Consider the following 18,403-nt stretch of genomic DNA (forward strand, 5'->3'; position numbering starts at 1 on the left):
CTAACCATCTGCCAAGCGCTGAACCTACTTACTTAATATAATTAAACACCATTGAAGTAGCTTCAAGATTCACCGATTTCCTGAACAGTTTGCTCAAGACAGTTGCTACTTCCAATGAAGCCGTAGCAGCCAGCACCCAACCGACACCAGAAACAACAACTCCAGAGTTGGCACAGCTAAGAGAACAGTTAGCACAACAACCAAACTCACCGAATCAAAAAAAAAGCGGTACGTCCCCTTTGCAAATGCAGATTGGTTTGTTTCGTTTGATTCAAGAGCAGCCTACCGCAGTTTTCGTGAGAGTTTCTCCGCCAACCACGAAACTCATTTGCGGGTGAAAAACTTGCCATACAGAATCACTGATTTTGTGGAGTTTGTCAAACAAGCGATCGCACTTTACAAAGCATTAGGTATAGTATCCGAAGATTGCTACCCCGTTCTAGATGCAGTGGTGAAATCGATTGCCGATGAATACGCCCAATTGCAGGAGCGGATTAAAAACTGGCAAACAGTGGCAAAGACACCAGAAATGTTGGCAGAACAGCAAGCGATTTTAGAAGCGCGGAGTAAATTTGCCAATGTCAAAGAAAAGTTTGCTGCCGGAGTCGAGTTTGCAATTACGATCAAAAAGAAAAGTCTCAGCTTGGGTGATATGGGGAATTTTAGCGCAACCGATTAAAACCCGTTTGCTCGTACAGCGTGTCAAACACTTGTGGCTAGCGCCGTTGCAACATTATGGATTGTCTAATGAGAATCGCCCTTGGTAGCTTGAAATATCAATGATATAAAGAAGACAATAAAAATAACCAAAGTAAAAGCTTGCCCCGAAAAGGCAATTTTAATGCTTTGAAAAGTCACAGCATTGGTATCTCACCCTGTATATGACTTTGAATATCCTCTAAAATAAGTGTTTAGAAGCGTAAAGGTCTAATTTCTAGAGGATTTTTTCTAAAAGACAACCACCGATGTAGCCTGTAACTGCACATGACCAATCGAGAGGAATTGATGAAGAACGAATCAACGTTAGCAAGCAATGCCAACGTCAATTTCCTTATCGGTGGAGGTGAAATGGGTGCTAGGATGCGAGAACAGGATTGGTCAAAAACGTCCCTTGGCCCAACACAGCAGTGGCCACAGAGTTTGAAAACTGCGGTGCGAATTATGCTAACTTGCCGTCAACCGATGTTTGTTTGGTGGGGTGAGGAACTGATTAACCTTTACAATGACGCTTATAAGACTATTATCGGCGGCAAACATCCAGAAGCATTAGCACAGCCGGCTTCATACGTGTGGCGGGAAATATGGGATCAGGTTGGGCCTCGCGCCGAATCAGCAATGCTGAAGAATGAGGGTACTTACGATGAAGCGCTACTGCTAATTATGGAGCGCAATGGCTACCCAGAAGAAACCTATTATACTTTTTCATATAGCCCGGTTCCTAATGACCAGGGCGACACAGGTGGGATCATCTGCGCCAACACAGAGGACACGCAGCGGATTATCAGCGAGCGTCAATTGGCACTTTTGCGCGAACTAGCGGCGAGGACAGCAGACGCGCGGACATTCGATGAAGCCTGTAGGCTAAGTGCGAGTTGTCTGGAGAGCAACCCTTACGATCTCCCCTTCGCAATGATTTATCTGGTCGATCCCGATAAGCAGGAAGTTTTTCTGGCTGGAACGTGTCGCATCGAGCCAAACCACGTAGCAGTTCCAGAAACAGTTGCTCTTGATGCTGATGGGGTTTGGCCTTTTGCGGAAGCGATCAAAACGCATCGGCCAAAATTAATTTCTGATTTGGAAGTGTCTTTTAGTAATCTACCCTGTGGTGTTTGGCAGCGATCGCCCCATCAAGCGATCGCAGTACCCATTGCCGCATCCGGTCAAACCGGAAAAGCTGGTATATTAATTGCTGGTTTGAACCCCTTCAGGCTATTCGACGACAATTATCAACGATTCATTGATTTAGTTGCGGCTCAAATTGCAGCCAGCATCGCTAACGCCCAAGCTTACGAGGAAGAACGCAAACGCGCTGAAGCCTTGGCAGAAATCGATCGCGCCAAAACCGTCTTTTTCAGCAACGTCAGCCACGAGTTCCGTACCCCACTGACTCTGATGTTGGGGCCATTAGAGGACACCTTAACTACTTGTGCTACTCTGCTTCCAGCCAAAGAACGAGAGCAGTTAGAAATGGTGCAACGCAACGGACTTCGGCTGCTGAAACTGGTCAACAGCTTGCTAGATTTTTCACGCATTGAAGCCGGAAGAGTTGAAGCATCTTATGAACCCACCAACCTTGCCACCTTCACCGCAGAATTAGCTAGTGTATTTCGTTCCGCAGTAGAACGGGCAGGGATGCAGTTATCAGTTAATTGTCCTGCCCTGCCAGCACCAGTGTATGTAGATCGAGAGATGTGGGAAAAAATTGTTCTTAACCTGCTCTCGAATGCTTTCAAGTTCACGATGGCTGGAGAAATTGCGGTCAGTTTGCAGTGGTTAAACGACCATGTTGAGTTTGCAGTCAAAGACACAGGAATCGGTATTCCAGCCGCAGAAATCCCCCACCTTTTTGAACGATTCCACCGCGTCAAAGGAGCGCAAGGACGAACTTTTGAAGGGTCAGGAATTGGATTATCACTGGTGCAAGAATTGGTGCAAATGCATGGTGGAACAGTTGATGTTACCAGTCTTCTCGGAGCAGGCAGTTGCTTTACCGTGTCAATTCCAACCGGATATGCTCATTTGCCGCCAGACCGGATTAGTGCCCCGCGAACTTTAGCTTCAACTGCATTAGGTGCAACACCTTATTTAGAAGAAGCCCTGCGATGGCTACCTGGGCAAGGGAATAGGGAACAGGCAATAGGCAATAGGGAACAGGCAATAGGCAATAGGGAACAGGGAACAGGGAATAGGGAAGAATCTTACCTATCACCTCTCACCTATCACCTGTCACCCTCTCCTGCTCGGATTCTCTTGGCCGATGACAACGCAGATATGCGCGATTATGTTAAGCGGCTATTAAGTCAGCAATATGAAGTGGAATCAGTGCCGGATGGTTTAGCTGCTTTGGATTCGGCTCGTGGACGTGTCCCAGATTTAGTACTGACAGATGTGATGATGCCTGGATTAGATGGCTTTGGACTGCTGCAAGCATTACGAGCCGATCCGCTGACGCAAAAAGTTCCCATCATTCTGTTGTCAGCACGGGCGGGGGAAGAGGCACGGGTCGAAGGCTTAGAAGCGGGAGCTGATGATTATCTGATTAAACCTTTCTCTGCCCGTGAATTGTTGGCGCGAGTAGAGGCAGCTTTAAAAATGGCTCGTCTCCGCCAAGAGGCAATGGAACGCGAGCAAGGGTTGCGAATTGAAGCTGAGGTTGCCAAAGCACACCTAGAAACTGTCATCGCTGGCATTCAAGACCAGTTCTTTGTATTGGATCGAGAGTGGCGTTATAGCTTTGTCAATCAACAGGTAGCAGAAGTTGTTGGCATCCCCAAGGAAGAGTTGCTAGGTAAGATCGTTTGGGAAGTATTTCCCGATGTGGTTAAAAGCAAGTTTGATACTGAGGTTCATCGGGCGATCGCCCAAAACACTGTTGTTCAGTTTGAATACTTTTATCCAGCTTGGCAGCGCTGGTTTGAGAACCGCGTCTACCCATTTGCAGAAGGGGTAAGCATTTTTGTTACAGACATTAGCGATCGCAAACAAGCAGAGAAAGCCCTTCAAGAAAGCGAAGAAAAGTTCCGCAACATGGCTGATAATGCCCCCTTCATGGTTTGGGTGACAGACACCAATAGCTACTGCACCTATCTCAGTCAAAGCTGGTACGATTTTACAGGTCAGAGCGAGGAAATGGGTTTGGGATTTGGCTGGTTAAATGCTGTGCATCCAGAGGACTATAATGATGTCAGGAATATTTTTCTAGAAGCTAGTAGCAGTTACTCGGCTTTTCGTTTGGAGTACCGCTTGCGGCGCAAAGATGGCAAATATCGCTCTTGCATCGATGCCGCGAATCCGTGGTTTGGAGTGGACGGTGAGTTTAAAGGTTACATCGGCTCAGTCATTGACATTACCGAACGCAAAGTTGCAGAAGCCGAACGCGATCGCCTCTTAGAACTTGAGCAAGCTGCTAGAACTGAAGCCGAAAGAGCCAACCGGATTAAAGATGAGTTTCTGGCGGTACTTTCCCATGAATTGCGATCGCCTCTGAATCCGATTCTTGGTTGGGCGAGACTCTTGCAGACTCGTGAGTTTGACACAGCAGCCATCAAGAAAGCGATCGCAACTATCGAGCGGAATGCTCAATTACAAGCTCAACTAATTGAAGATTTGCTCGATGTCTCTCGGATCTTACAAGGCAAGCTCAACCTGAAGATGTTACCTGTCAACCTAGTACCGGTGATTGAGGCGGGATTGGAAACAGTCCGTTTGGCAGCAGAAGCTAAAAATATTCAAATTCAGACGATGCTGGATGCTTCTTTTGGGCAAGTTTTAGGTGATTCTGGTCGTTTACAACAAGTTATTTGGAATCTCTTATCGAATGCCGTTAAATTCACTCCGGAAGGAGGAAAAATTGATATTCAACTAGAGTACGTTGACGCTGAAGCTCAGATTACCGTCAGCGACACAGGTAAGGGAATCAGCCCTGAGTTTCTGCCTTATGTGTTTGAATATTTTCGTCAGGCTGATGGCACGACAACCCGAAAATTTGGTGGATTGGGGTTAGGGTTAGCAATTGTGCGTCATTTGACCGAATTACATGGCGGCACGATTCAAGCAGAAAGTTTAGGTGAGGGGCAAGGAGCTATTTTCCGAGTCCGGCTACCACTAATTAAAAAAGATTTAACTCCAAAACCAAATATAGATGTTGCTGCATTAAATCCTTCTCTTCCCACTGAAATCCTGGCAGGCATCCAAATCTTAGTTGTAGATGATGACGATGATACCCGTGACTTCCACACATTTGTACTAGAACAGGCTGGAGCAATGGTGACAGCAGTGACATCAGCAAAAGAAGCATTACAAGTTTTGGCAGAGTCAGAATCAGATATGCTGCTCAGTGATATTGGAATGCCAGAGATGGATGGCTATATGCTAATGCGCCAAGTCAGAGCATTGCAGGCAAACCAAGCCAAACAAATTCCGGCGATCGCTTTAACTGCTTATGCTGGAGAAATCAATCAGCAACAAGCACTTGAATCAGGGTTTCAAAAGCATCTGTCTAAACCCGTCGAACCAGAGGAATTAATCAAGGAAATTGCAACTCTAATTGGTATAAGTGGACATATCTAAGTATAGTGGAGCCAATTTCAAAGTCACTCTCCCACTCCCAATATTGGGAGAGGGATTTAAGATGAGAGCTTTTGATTCATGGCTTAATTTAACGTGAGTTCGATGAACCTCTCCCGGACAACCTCCCTCTCCCACAGAGAAAGGGAGGAGCAACGAGAAATTAGGGTTTTGGCTCTGCTCTCCGTGTCCAAGAGGGGTTGAGGGAGAGGTCAAAAAAGGGCTTGTCGAACTCACGTTAATTTATTAACTTGTTTCAAATGCTTTGTTGTTTATTGAGGTCTATTCATTCTTCAAAAAGATATATTTACTCTGAATTAATCTAGATAAACGCTGTTACTAATCTGGCTAATTTTACCTTTACTTTGTAACTTAAATTGTTAATATAACTCCTGGTTCTGTTGCTTGATTGTACAAAACACATCGGCAATTACTTGGATTTATAGTATAAATTTTGGCATATATTGCAAAGTCATACCAAGCGGGAAAAATGATTGCGACAGATGGAAAACTGAAACATTTATTCAATGGATGTTTCACAATCCAAAATCGTTCGACTGAGCGACTTGCCTTGAGTTTCGACACTTCGACTGCGCTCAGTGCATCGCTGCGCGGTAATCGAGCGACTTGTACTGAGTTTCGACTGCGCTCAACTACCGCGTAGTCGAAGTAAGTCGAGATTCAACTACCGCGAAGTTGAAAGCAGCCGAAGTCTAAAATCTAAAATCCAAAATAGTATCACTTACTCAGCTAAATTATGCAGTTTACTTAACTCATCAAATCTTCATATTTTTGAAGTGTAGTTTATCTTTTGCAGTAAAAATAATGGGAATAATAGAATAAATCGGATTGAGTAAATTATTTTGCTATGAGCCAAATATGTCCTATCTCCAAAACCTGTGCTTGTCGCAATGTTGCACGCTGCCGGAATAAGGAGGCAGGTAGGCTATTTCTCTGGTTTCCCGTTTCACATACCCTGATAAAAGTCACCTCCTACCTACAGCAGTTTGCGCTTAAGTATGAACTGATGCACGAGCGGCCAGGTTTGAGTTTAGAGTGTAGACCCGGACAGTCCCTAGAAATTGCCCATAACTTGGCCAAACTACTTGCACCAAGAGAATTAAAAGAGACGCAAGTCCTTTTCATGCAAGGCACTTTCCAACCTCAACTCCATGATTTTAGTGACATAGCCTCATTACAACGCTTCATTAAGTTAAACCAATCCGATTGGTTGATTGATATGCTGGCAACAGAACGATTCACCAGTTACTTTCAACCAATTGTTTCAATTAACGATACATCGCAAATTTTTGGATATGAATCGCTCTTGCGCGGTCTAGATGAAGAAGGCAATTTAGTACTACCGACATCCATTCTGGAGTTAGCAACTGAAGCCGGACTTCTACCACAACTCGACCAAGTTGCTCGCCTCAGCACAATCACTCAATTCAGCCGCCATCAAGTGAATGGGCACATCTTCATCAATTTTGCACCAACTTCACTTTATGACCCAGCTTTTTGCCTACGTAGTACGGTAAAGGCCATTGATACTGCCGGAATTTCCCACGATCGCGTTGTTTTTGAAGTCGTGGAGTCAGACAATCCTCAAGATTTAGCTCACCTCAAAGCAGTGCTTCAATACTACCGGAATGCTGGGTTTTTAATTGCTCTTGACGATCTTGGTTCTGGTTATTCCAGCCTAAACTTGCTGCATCAGTTACGTCCAGATTTTATCAAGCTGGACATGGAGTTAATTCGAGATGTGCATCAAGACCTTTACAAAGCTTCGATTACCGAGAAGCTTCTAGAGATTACTCAAAAGTTAAATATTCAAACCGTTGCTGAAGGAATTGAGTGCATTGAAGAACTGAACTGGCTGCGAGAACGAGGTGCAAATTTTGCTCAAGGCTATTTGATTGCTAAACCTAGTGCAGCGCCTGTGACTACAACTCCTTACTTTGAGCAAATTGCATCATTAACTGTAGCATCGGCACATTCTCAGCAGGTTGAGCAGCGTGTCCAACACCAAAGCGAGTCTGAGCGAATTGTTGCGGCTGTAACGCAGCGCATTCGCCAATCGTTGGAGTTAGACGAGATTTTGCAAATCACGGTAGCCGAAGTGCGACAACTGTTTGAGGCAGATCGAGTGGTGATTTATCAGTTTAAGCCAGACTGGAGTGGATTAGTCGCTGTAGAATCCTTAGCAGAAGGGTGTATGTCGATTTTGAGATTTCACGTCATGGATACCTGCTTTCAATCCACGCGTGCAGCTTACTATCAACAAGGTAACACCAGAGCGATCGAAGACATTGAAACTGCGGAATTATCACCGTGCCATGTTGACCTCCTGAGAAGTCTGCAAATCCGGGCAAACCTTGTCGTACCAATTTTGCAGCAAGGGCGTTTGTGGGGACTATTGATTGCTCACCAATGCCGTCATTCCAGACAATGGCAGCAATCGGAGATTAACTTGTTTAACCAGTTAGCAGGTCAAACTGCGATCGCTATTCAGCAATCAGAACTTTACCACCAATTACAACAAGCAAACCAAGAATTACAGCGCCTTGCCTGTTCCGATGGTCTAACCCAAGTGGCAAATCGCCGCTGCTTTGATGACACATTAAACACCCAGTGGCAATGGTTGGCACGAGAGCAAAGTTCGCTATCTTTGATTTTGTGTGATGTTGATTACTTTAAGCTTTACAACGATACGCATGGACATCTGGCAGGAGATGATGCACTTAGACAGGTTGCTAAGGCAATCTCTCAGACAGTTAAACATCCCGCTGATTTAGTGGCTCGTTATGGCGGAGAAGAGTTTGCAGTTATTTTGCCGAATACTGATATTGAAGGGGCCATTGCAGTTGCAAAAGATATTCAGATCAATCTTAGTGCATTACAAATGCCTCATCCCCATTCTCAGGTCAGTAAATTCATTACCCTAAGTCTTGGTGTGGCAACCATCACTCCTCATAGCCAATTATCTCCTGCAACCTTAATTGCTGCTGCTGACCAAGGACTTTACCAGGCAAAAGCACAAGGGAGAAATTGTGTGGTGCAGATGGATTGTGAGAACGCTGATATTAAATAAGCTGATACCCTTGTGAGTTGTTCAGACAAAAATAATCATTTTAGCCATACTGTTAGAAAATAAAGCTCCAAACTTACTTTTGGTCTATTGTTTAAAAGTTGCCTGAGATTTTTCTTTGACCAAAGTGATGGCAGAATGTTAAGTAGAGCGGCATAAATAATTACAAGTTTACAGTGAAAACTTTAGCAATCAAGTGAGGGCTAAAGTTTTTACTACAAACTAATCTCAAGATTTTTTACATTATTTAATTTACTTCGTTTTATTCTCACTTACTTAAAATAGGTGAATATAAAACGAAAAGTGAACGTGTGAATAAAACATTAATGGCTTGACAAGTTGTGATTATATGAAATAATAATCATCTATGTATATAAAAGATTGATGTTCTCAATAGATTTGGATATACAAATGTTAAATTCATTTAGTTTTATATTCATATATGAATGTATTAATTATTTTGGCTGAAGTCAGCCTGATAATCTTTGTTTTTTTATTACTAAACTGGATTTTCAGCAAATTATTCAAGCTATTTACTAAAACCTTTATACCTAATAGCGACAATAGAAGTATCAAAACCCTCCGCCGAAATATCACAGGGTTATTGTTACTTGCTTGCGTGGTGTCGTGCATTTTGATTGTGGGTGCTAATAGTTATCTAGTTTATCGGGGCGAAAACCTTCAGCAATACACACTCTTGTTGATTGAGCTTATTCCATCAGGATTTTGGGTGACACTAGGAATTGGTATAGCTCAGAGTATTGGCACTTTGATTTTAGCGGCGATCGCTCTGAAATTTATTAAATATTGGCTGAAGGTAGCCAGCACTCGCGCCAAGAACTTAGAAAAAAATACTGCTGACGATGAAAGTATTGATGCTTTCTTTAAGGCCTTCTATGACAGAATCAGCGGTGGAATCTGGCTTTGGGCTACCATCTTGTGTGCCCAGTTTCTCAAATTACCAACTACGGTTTCGGAATATTTGTATATCGCCCTGCGAATCTATCTAATCATTGCCGTCGGGTTGCTTATACTCAAAGCAGTCGCTGCGATCGTTGATAGCTTAGATGCTCTCAGCATCAGATACTCAAATCCTGATAACCTGCTAAGATTCTACGATCGCCTCCGACACCTAATACCCTTTTTAAAGCGCTGCTTGGAATTTGTGATTTATGTCTGCATGGCAACATTGGTGATTCAGCAGGTGCAGTTAATTGCCAATGTCGCAACTTTTGGCCCGCGAATTATCAAGATAATCGGTATCATCTTCATTAGTCGCGTGTTGTTTGAGGTAGTTTACTTACTTATTGAAGAGGTGCTGTTCAAAGAGCAGAATCTAACTGATATTCAAAGAAGTAGACGCCTAACGCTCGTTCCTCTGTTTCGTAGTTTCTTACAATACTTAATTTACTTTGGTGCTACAGTTTTCATTCTCTATGCCCTGAGTATCGATCCAACTCCCATACTTGCGGGTGCTGGTATTGTCGGCATCGCTGTAGGTTTAGGGGCACAAACACTAATTAACGATATTGTCTGCGGCTTCTTTATTCTATTTGAAAACTACTACTTAGTAGGTGACTATATTGAAGCTGGAAAAGTCGAAGAGAAAGTTGTCGAAGGTATTGTCGAGGCGATTGAACTCAGAACCACTCGTGTCAGACATCCTAATGGTCAATTGCAGATTATTCGCAATGGCGATATTGGCTCAATTACTAATTACTCCAAACAGTATATCTTTGCAGTAGTAGAAGTTGGCGTGCCTTATGATTCTAACTTAGCGCACGTGTACAAAGTCATTGAGGAAGTGGGACAGCAGTTAAAAGCAGACTATCCAGATGTACTCGAAGGCACACAGATAGATGGAGTCGAAAGTCTGGGAGAGTCTAACTTGTTGCTGCGGACTTTAACGAAAGTAAAGCCAGGAAAACATCTTCAGATTCAGCGCGTTCTTCGGAAGATTTTTACGAATGCACTGCTGCGGGAAGGAATTACAATTCCCGTGCGCGCTGAAAGTGCTGAAGGTTAATTTGGCTCTTTTTTTCTACATTAGATTAGGCGGATTTCTAGTCATTAATATGATATAGAAAATAAATTTTAAGCTTAGTTAAAACGTGTTGATTTATACAAAAAATCAGTAGTGACTGTTATAGGCTTGAAAAGCCCTTTACTTTTATACTTTGGCGAAACTTCACCGCCAAAAAAGCACCAGAACGATAGGAAATTACCTATTACCAAATGCGATTGATAGTTATCAAATGCAAATCCGGTTAAGTTGAACAGATTCTTGTCAGCAGAATAGGTGATTTTCTACGCTCTGGTTATTTCTTTTAATTATTTTAGCTCAATGCCTTTAAGCGATATCAATGCTATCTTAAATGCTTTGGCAGTTTGTGTACTTGCCAAAGATGTTATGAACAAAATTTGGTTGTAATTTGCTCAAATTAGCCCCAATACTTGTCGGGTTTTAGGGAAAAGGGGAAGGTGGGGCCCCAAGAAGGGGATAAGGGGCGGGGGAAAAGGGAAAGAAAAAACCTTTAACCCAACCCCAGTAACCTTTTCCCCAAACCAAATTCTGAGTTCAAAATGCACAAAGCGAGTAGTATTGAAATTAGCCCCTTCATTTATTGATTAGGCAAAAAAGTTCTGTTAGCAGTGACGCGGCGTTTAACCCATTCCCAGTTCTGAGTAAAGATGTTAGATTCCCAACTTCTTTACTCAGCACTACTACCCCAGTCTCTAGTCTCTAGTCTCCATCAGTCTAACCAATTAATTTCTGCCAACTAGCAGGGCCGATAATTCCATCGGCATCTAAACCATTTTGCTTTTGAAAGTTTTTAACTACAATCTCTGTTTGCGGCCCGTAGACACCATCATTATCCACACCTAAACGGTATTGCAAGTATTTGACAACTGCATTACCAGCATGGTTTGGTCTAAGTATTCGTTTTGCCAAAATTTGATTTATGGCACTCCATGTAGCTTCGTCAGCAACTCCAGTCGACTGAACCCCAACAATAGTCTGAAATTTTTCTACAGCAGATTTGGTGTTAGCCCCTGTGAAGCCATCTTCCACTAATGTCTTACCATTTTTATCAGTTATTTTTAGTCGATTTAAGGCTTTTTGCAGTCTGAGAATCGTAGTATCTACATTGTCTTCTTCATCTGGTACAGGGTTAACAGGAACACTTGCCACTTTACCAGTTAAGCCTTTGACAATTGCATTAGCCATTGCTTCAGGATTAAAAAGATTCATATCTTTTTGCGAATCGATGAAGCAACCTTCTACCAAGATAGCAGGCATATCTGTATTTTTGAGAACAAACAAGTGGGAACCACTCTTAACGCCACGATTAAAAAATCCTAACTTGACGATTTCATCTAATACAGGTTTAGCGATTTTTCTACCTGTATCGCTAGTTGCAAATACTTCTGTGCCATTAGCTTGTCCGTTAAAAGAGTTAAAATGAATCGAGACGTAAATATCTACTTTACTCGCATTAGCTGTAGAACATCTTTTTGAGAGTGATTCGCGGACTGTACTAGCACTACTTGGTTTACATACTACGACTTCATTTCCTAAAGCTCTTAATTTGGCTATAACTCTATTACCGACATCTAAAGTTAAATTATCCTCGAATTTAATTCCTCTAGCTCCTGTATCTGGTGGACAATTGTGCCCGCTATCGATTCCGAATTTCATTATTTCATCCTCAATTTAATTGTTTTTACACTAATTCAAAACTTTTCTAATTATATAGACAAAGTTTTGTTAATAACTTTGTGAAAATACTTGTTAGCAATGGCTGCATTATTTTCAGCATTCCTACGCTATTAAACCAAATAAGTTTTTGTGCGAACCTGAGCAGTAACTTTGATTTGGTAAAATCCATTAATTACAAGCTATATTGTAACCAAAAACACAACTATTATAAGTTATCAATATCGAGAATAACCAGTAAAATTTTGCAATAAATTGAAATCTAGTAATTGCCTCCATTTTTTAGATAATAACGCTTTGTAAAACTGGAAAGCCATGACAAATGTACTTAGTTAGATGCCCAAATCCCAAAACCGAACGCACCCCTTGATGTGCATCTGGGTTTATAAGGCCGTAAACCTTTGACAGACTCTACCCTTGGCTTCTTGTTAACCCTGAGCAGCTTAACACATAATGCTTTACAGTATTAATGAATACGCCATCGCTTCTAGTAGTTCACCAAGGAAACTTGGCGGGGTAAAGGGTAAGGGGTAAAGGGAAAAGGTTTTAATTCCTTCCCCTTTCCCCTTTACCCTTTTCCCAGTCCAAACATAGCAATTTTGGGTTGGCAGACTACTAGACACACCTGTGCGAGATTAACAAACTAAACTGCTCAAGAAACGAGGCTCAACATGGGATCTTTAAATTTTGTGAAGCTACTGGAGAATTCCATCAATGAACCCGGCTTAGGGTGGACTCTTTGTTTTATAGGGGAAGATCAATCTAGCAAACTTGCAGAACTCACGCAAGAATTGAGAGGGGAATTTTCTGCAACAGGCGATGGAAAAGAGATTTTATCTGGTTTTTCCTATTGGGGAATCGGCCCAACCATCGCCTGGGATCGTGCTTGCAACGATCGCTTCTATCTCGTAATGAAAGAGAGTATAGAATCTTTTAGATATCGATGGAATGAAATTAATACAAATAATATCAAAGATCAAAAATATCATTATGTAAGTTTAGGCGTAGGCACCGGTGAAAAAGACCAACACATTTTAAGTTTATTGATTAACGCAAATCCCGATTTACTCTACTTTCCAGTTGATATGAGTTCGGAAATGTTAAGGCTAGGTGTGCAACAAGCAACGAGAGGATCGCAATTGCAAGGTAGCCATGTATTGCCAATTCAAGTTGACTTCTCAATTGAGAGAAATGTTGACGAGTTACGAAAACTACTAGATAGAGTTATCAATAACAGTCCGGTGCTATTTTCGCTTTTGGGGAACACATTAGCTAACTTTCAGCAAGACACAGAACTTTTGCAAACTATTTCTAAACTAATGCGACCTGAAGATAGACTACTCCTAGAAGTAGCTACCACCGAAGAATTAAGCGAAGAAGCGGCACAAAATGCAGCCAAAGAATACGCAAAAACTAAATCGTTTAAAGAGTTTGTCACCAGTGCGTTGCTGCAAAATACTGATTTACATATCGACTTAAATAGTGTGTTTTTTGAAGGTACTGTAGAAGCCGATCGAGGAATTTTAATAAAAATATTGTATCGCAATCTAACTAAAAACAAAATTGAAGTAATGTTACCCGATCGGTCAGTAATGAATTTTGAAGACCAGGATACGATTCGTTTATATCTGAGTCGGAAATATGCTTCTAATGGCATCCAGAAAACTATATCAGATTGCAACCTGGTGCTTGTCGCTCGGCTACACACAGTATTGGAACCGCGTTTAAAAAATGGATTTGGCATGGATTTAATCTTAATTGCCCCTGACTCTTCAGGAATTAACAATAATCCTTCTGTAGCAAATGATATATGGTCTAAAAGGTAAGATGTGATATGAGTATGAAAAACCTAGTGAGTTTTATCACGTTTTTCCCTCTACTTCTGGGATTTATTTTAGCCGCCGTCTGGTGGACTAGAGATGAAAAAAATTTGGAACCAATACTAACAGGGTCTGGGATTATTAGCCACAATTACCGGGATTTTTGGCGAACGATGGGCATCAGCTAACGAAAAGAGGATAGAATTTCTGCGTGCCTTACTGAATGAGTGCAGATCGAATGACGTAATTTTATCTGATGAACGATTTAATCCAAACTCACACAAGCCAGGACGACCGATAGTTTTTCCGCGATTAATTATATCAGTTACCGAAACAGCGATCGCATCTAATGTCTTTGCAGAACGTCAAGATAGAGAGTTATTTTCGCTTATACATCAATGGCGACATACTGCCAATGAGTTTAACCGGAGATTAGATATTACCGAGTTGCGTACATTCACAAACTTGTCAGCACAAGAAATTCGTTTGCTATACGAAGCGCTACAACAGTCAAAAGAGTTCAATGATGCACTGAATTTAACTCAACATATTACAACTTTTTTGCAATCAAAATATCCTAAAGGTAGTAGTGATAGTGAAGTCCTCATCCCTTCAAGGAACTACTGACCGGAATCTGTGGGTAGATATTTAACAATCAGCCTGAAAGCACGTTTAAAATTTAAGTAAAGAAATATTTCGTAGCTTACAGGCATGAAACGCATCGTCTTGATTGCTGGGTTTGAATCATTCAACGCTGACTTGTACAGAAAAGCAGCCTTTTTGGCTAACTCTCGCTGTCCTGAGTTGGATATTCGGGTATTTAGCGATCGCGATCTTACAACCAAACGCGCCGAGGTAGAAACAGCACTTGATGGCGCTGATGTGTTTTTCGGTAGCCTACTATTTGATTATGACCAAGTTGTGTGGTTGCGCGATCGCATTTCCCAAATTCCCATTCGCCTAGTTTTCGAGTCAGCCTTGGAATTGATAAGTTTAACCAAGTTGGGCGACTTTGCCATTGGCGACAAACCCAAAGGAATGCCCAAACCAGTTAAATTTATCCTCGACAAATTTAGCAATGGACGAGAAGAAGACAAACTTGCTGGTTACATCAGCTTCTTAAAAATTGGCCCCAAACTACTGAAATATGTTCCAGTACAAAAAGTCCAAGACTTACGCAACTGGTTAATTATCTACGGTTACTGGAATGCTGGCGGCCCAGAAAACGTCGCTTCATTATTCTGGACACTGGCAGAAAAATATTTAAATTTAAAAGTCGGCGACATTCCCCCGCTAGTCGAAACCCCCAACATCGGATTACTCCACCCCGACTATCCAGGGTTTTTTGAATCCCCCCGCGAATATTTGGAATGGTATGAAACCCATTGTAGAGACGCGATTCATCGCGTCTATTCTACAGACGCGATAAATCGCGTCTCTACAAAACCCATTATCGGAATTCTCCTCTACCGCAAACACGTCATCACCAAACAACCCTACATTCCCCAACTAATTCGCAGTTTTGAATCAGCTGGGTTAACTCCTTTACCCATCTTCATCAACGGCGTAGAAGGACACGTGGCGGTACGAGATTTGATGACAACCGACTATGAAATTCAGCAACGACAACTAGGTAACATAGAGACTCCCTCACTTTCTAATGAAGCAGTAAAAGTAGATGCGATCGTTTCCACAATTGGCTTTCCTTTGGTAGGTGGCCCGGCTGGTTCAATGGAAGCTGGCCGTCAGGTGGAAGTAGCAAAACGCATCCTCACTGCTAAGAATGTACCTTATATTGTTGCTGCACCACTATTAATTCAAGATATTTACTCGTGGACGCGCCAAGGTATCGGCGGATTGCAAAGTGTCGTGTTGTATGCTTTACCAGAATTAGATGGCGCTATTGATACCGTTCCCCTTGGTGGTTTAGTAGGTGAAAATATTTATCTGGTTCCCGAACGGATGCAGCGATTAATCGATAGGGTTAAAAGTTGGGTAGCTTTGCGGCAAAAACCTGCATCTGAACGCAAGATTGCCATTATATTATATGGCTTTCCTCCTGGTTATGGTGCTGTAGGCACAGCTGCATTATTAAATGTGCCGCGTAGTTTGCTGAAGTTTCTCCACGCACTCAAAAAACAAGGTTACACCGTGGGAGATTTACCTGATGATGGCGAAGAATTGATTCGCCGGGTGAAAGAGGCGGATGAATCTTTAGATGATACAAAAAATATTCCTGCGTCCGTTAGCACCCGTACCCTAGAAAAATGGTTGGGATATCTGCAAACTTCCCGCATCGAAAAACAATGGAAATCTCTGACGGGGACTGGTATAAAAACCTATGGCGATGAATTTCAAATTGGCGGTGTGCAATTAGGAAATGTATGGATAGGTGTACAGCCACCATTAGGGATACAAGGCGATCCCATGCGCTTAATGTTTGAACGAGATTTAACGCCCCATCCCCAATATGCAGCTTATTATAAATGGCTGCAAAATGAGTTTCAAGCTGATGCTATAGTTCACTTTGGGATGCATGGGACGGTGGAATGGTTGCCTGGTTCTCCTTTGGGTAATACGGGTTATTCTTGGTCGGATATTCTGTTAGGAAATTTGCCTAATCTATATATATATGCGGCGAACAATCCGTCTGAGTCAATGTTGGCAAAACGTCGCGGTTATGGTGTGTTAATTTCTCATAATGTACCGCCTTATGGGCGTGCAGGTTTGTATAAGGAATTGGTGGCGTTGCGAGATTTGATTTCGGAGTATCGCGAAGATCCACAAAAGAATTATGTTTTGAAGGAAGGGATTTGTAAAAAAATTGTGGACTCTGGTTTAGATGCAGATTGTCCCTTTGAGGATGCTAAACGGTTGGGAATTGCGTTTACTCCTGAAAATGTGCGGATGTTTAGCAATCATGCTTTTGATGATTATTTGGTGGAGTTGTACGAATATTTACAAGTTTTAGAAAATCGGTTGTTTTCTTCTGGGTTGCATACGTTGGGAGAAGCACCGAATGAGGAAGAATTAGGATCGTATTTGGAAGCTTATTTTGGAGAGGATGAAGGAGAAAAAGAAGAAGAAAAACTAATCAAAGACTTGTTGATGCAATCTACGGATGAGTTAACAAACTTGTTAAGGGGGTTGAATGGAGAGTATATTCCGCCTGCGCCTGGTGGTGATTTGTTGCGAGATGGCGCTGGTGTGTTACCGACTGGGAGAAATATTCATGCTTTAGATCCTTATCGGATGCCTTCACCTGCTGCTTATGAACGGGGACGGGAAATTGCTCAAAAAATTATCGCCCAGCATTTGGATGAACATGGGAAATATCCGGAAACGGTGGCGGTGATGTTATGGGGATTGGATGCAATTAAAACTAAAGGTGAATCTTTGGGAATTCTGTTGGAATTGGTAGGGGCTGAACCTGTTAAGGAAGGAACTGGCAGAATTGTTCGTTATGAATTGAAGCCGTTGGCGGAAGTTGGACATCCCCGCATTGATGTGTTGGGTAATTTGTCTGGGATTTTTCGGGATAGTTTTGTAAATATTATCGAATTGTTGGATGATTTATTTCAACGGGCGGCTGATGTTGATGAACCGGACGATCAAAATTTTATTAGGAAACACGCTTTAGCTTTAAAAGCCCAAGGTGTGGAAAATGCATCGGCGAGATTGTTTTCTAATCCAACGGGTGATTTTGGTTCTTTAGTGAACGATCGCGTGGTTGATGGTAACTGGGAATCTGGCGAGGAGTTGGGGAATACTTGGCAAAGTCGCAATGTATTTAGCTACGGGAGAGAAGATAAAGGTCAAGCTAGACCGGAAGTTTTGAATACTTTGTTAAAAACTAGCGATCGCATTGTTCAAGAAATCGATTCGGTAGAATATGGTTTAACTGATATTCAAGAATATTACGCCAATACCGGCGGTTTGAAAAAGGCAGCAGAAAAACAAGGCGGTAAGAAGGTTACAACCAGTTTTGTAGAAAGTTTCTCGAAGGATACTACACCCCGCAAGTTAGATGATTTGCTCAGAATGGAGTATCGCACTAAGTTGGTAAATCCCAAATGGGCGCAAGCGATGGCGAATCAAGGTTCTGGTGGTGCGTTTGAAATTTCCCAACGGATGACGGCGTTGATTGGTTGGGGTGGTACTGCCGATTTTAGCGATGATTGGGTTTACGACCAAGCGGCAGATACTTATGCCTTAGACGCAGAGATGGCGGAGAAATTACGCAAGGCAAATCCTGAAGCTTTTCGCAATATTTTAGGCAGAATGTTGGAGGCGCATGGGCGGGGTTTCTGGGAAGCTGATGATGATAAGTTAGATAAGTTGCGGCAATTGTATGAGTTGACAGATGAGGAATTGGAAGGGGTTGTGGTTTAATTCAGTATTTATACTGGATTAATATCTAAATTATCTAAATAGAATAATTAAACCAATTTATATGCAGAATACCTTCTTAAAAATAGGCTGTTTCTGTAT

The 18,403-nt window shown here is 42.2% G+C and carries 10 protein-coding genes; 9 read left to right on the top strand and 1 reads right to left on the bottom strand.

Annotated features, from left to right (window positions below; genetic code table 11):
• Positions 1 to 89: 89 nt before the first annotated feature.
• From NSTCB13_RS36015 to NSTCB13_RS36040, 6 genes are all read left to right on the top strand, one after another.
• Complete coding sequence (locus NSTCB13_RS36015) at positions 90 to 338, top strand: hypothetical protein (protein WP_448275774.1); 249 nt, start codon at positions 90 to 92, stop codon at positions 336 to 338.
• Positions 335 to 679, top strand: coding sequence for a hypothetical protein (locus NSTCB13_RS36020; RefSeq protein ID WP_448275775.1), 345 nt, complete (start codon positions 335 to 337; stop codon positions 677 to 679). Before NSTCB13_RS36015 ends, NSTCB13_RS36020 begins: the two co-directional genes overlap by 4 nt.
• A gap of 326 nt (positions 680 to 1,005) precedes the next feature.
• Entirely contained in the window at positions 1,006 to 5,289 is a 4,284-nt protein-coding gene (locus NSTCB13_RS36025) for an ATP-binding protein (RefSeq protein WP_448275776.1), read from the top strand.
• A gap of 487 nt (positions 5,290 to 5,776) precedes the next feature.
• On the top strand, positions 5,777 to 5,950 hold the full coding sequence (locus NSTCB13_RS36030; protein ID WP_448266607.1) for a hypothetical protein: 174 nt from the start codon (positions 5,777 to 5,779) through the stop codon (positions 5,948 to 5,950).
• 204 nt (positions 5,951 to 6,154) lie between these two features.
• Positions 6,155 to 8,377: an EAL domain-containing protein gene (locus NSTCB13_RS36035; protein WP_448266606.1), complete on the top strand. Its 2,223-nt coding sequence runs from the start codon at positions 6,155 to 6,157 to the stop codon at positions 8,375 to 8,377.
• A gap of 439 nt (positions 8,378 to 8,816) precedes the next feature.
• Positions 8,817 to 10,400, top strand: a complete 1,584-nt coding sequence (locus NSTCB13_RS36040; RefSeq protein WP_448275778.1) for a mechanosensitive ion channel family protein — start codon at positions 8,817 to 8,819, stop codon at positions 10,398 to 10,400.
• 732 nt (positions 10,401 to 11,132) lie between these two features.
• On the opposite strand, the gene NSTCB13_RS36045 is transcribed toward NSTCB13_RS36040, so the two are convergent.
• Positions 11,133 to 12,074, bottom strand: coding sequence for an N-acetylmuramoyl-L-alanine amidase (locus NSTCB13_RS36045; protein WP_448275779.1), 942 nt, complete (start codon positions 12,072 to 12,074; stop codon positions 11,133 to 11,135).
• Between the two features lie 689 nt (positions 12,075 to 12,763).
• Between NSTCB13_RS36045 and NSTCB13_RS36050 the strand changes: the two genes are divergently transcribed.
• The 3 genes from NSTCB13_RS36050 to bchH all read left to right on the top strand — a co-directional run bounded on the left by NSTCB13_RS36050 (position 12,764) and on the right by bchH (position 18,304).
• Positions 12,764 to 13,918: an L-histidine N(alpha)-methyltransferase gene (locus NSTCB13_RS36050; RefSeq protein WP_445626419.1), complete on the top strand. Its 1,155-nt coding sequence runs from the start codon at positions 12,764 to 12,766 to the stop codon at positions 13,916 to 13,918.
• Positions 13,919 to 13,926: 8 nt separating this feature from the next.
• The gene (locus tag NSTCB13_RS36055; protein ID WP_448275782.1) at positions 13,927 to 14,100 is read left to right on the top strand and encodes a hypothetical protein; all 174 of its coding nucleotides are present in this window, start codon (positions 13,927 to 13,929) and stop codon (positions 14,098 to 14,100) included.
• Positions 14,101 to 14,623: 523 nt separating this feature from the next.
• Entirely contained in the window at positions 14,624 to 18,304 is a 3,681-nt protein-coding gene (gene bchH, locus NSTCB13_RS36060; RefSeq protein WP_448275784.1) for a magnesium chelatase subunit H, read from the top strand.
• The last annotated feature ends 99 nt before the right edge of the window (positions 18,305 to 18,403 follow it).

The organism is Nostoc sp. DSM 114160 (assembly GCF_053470305.1).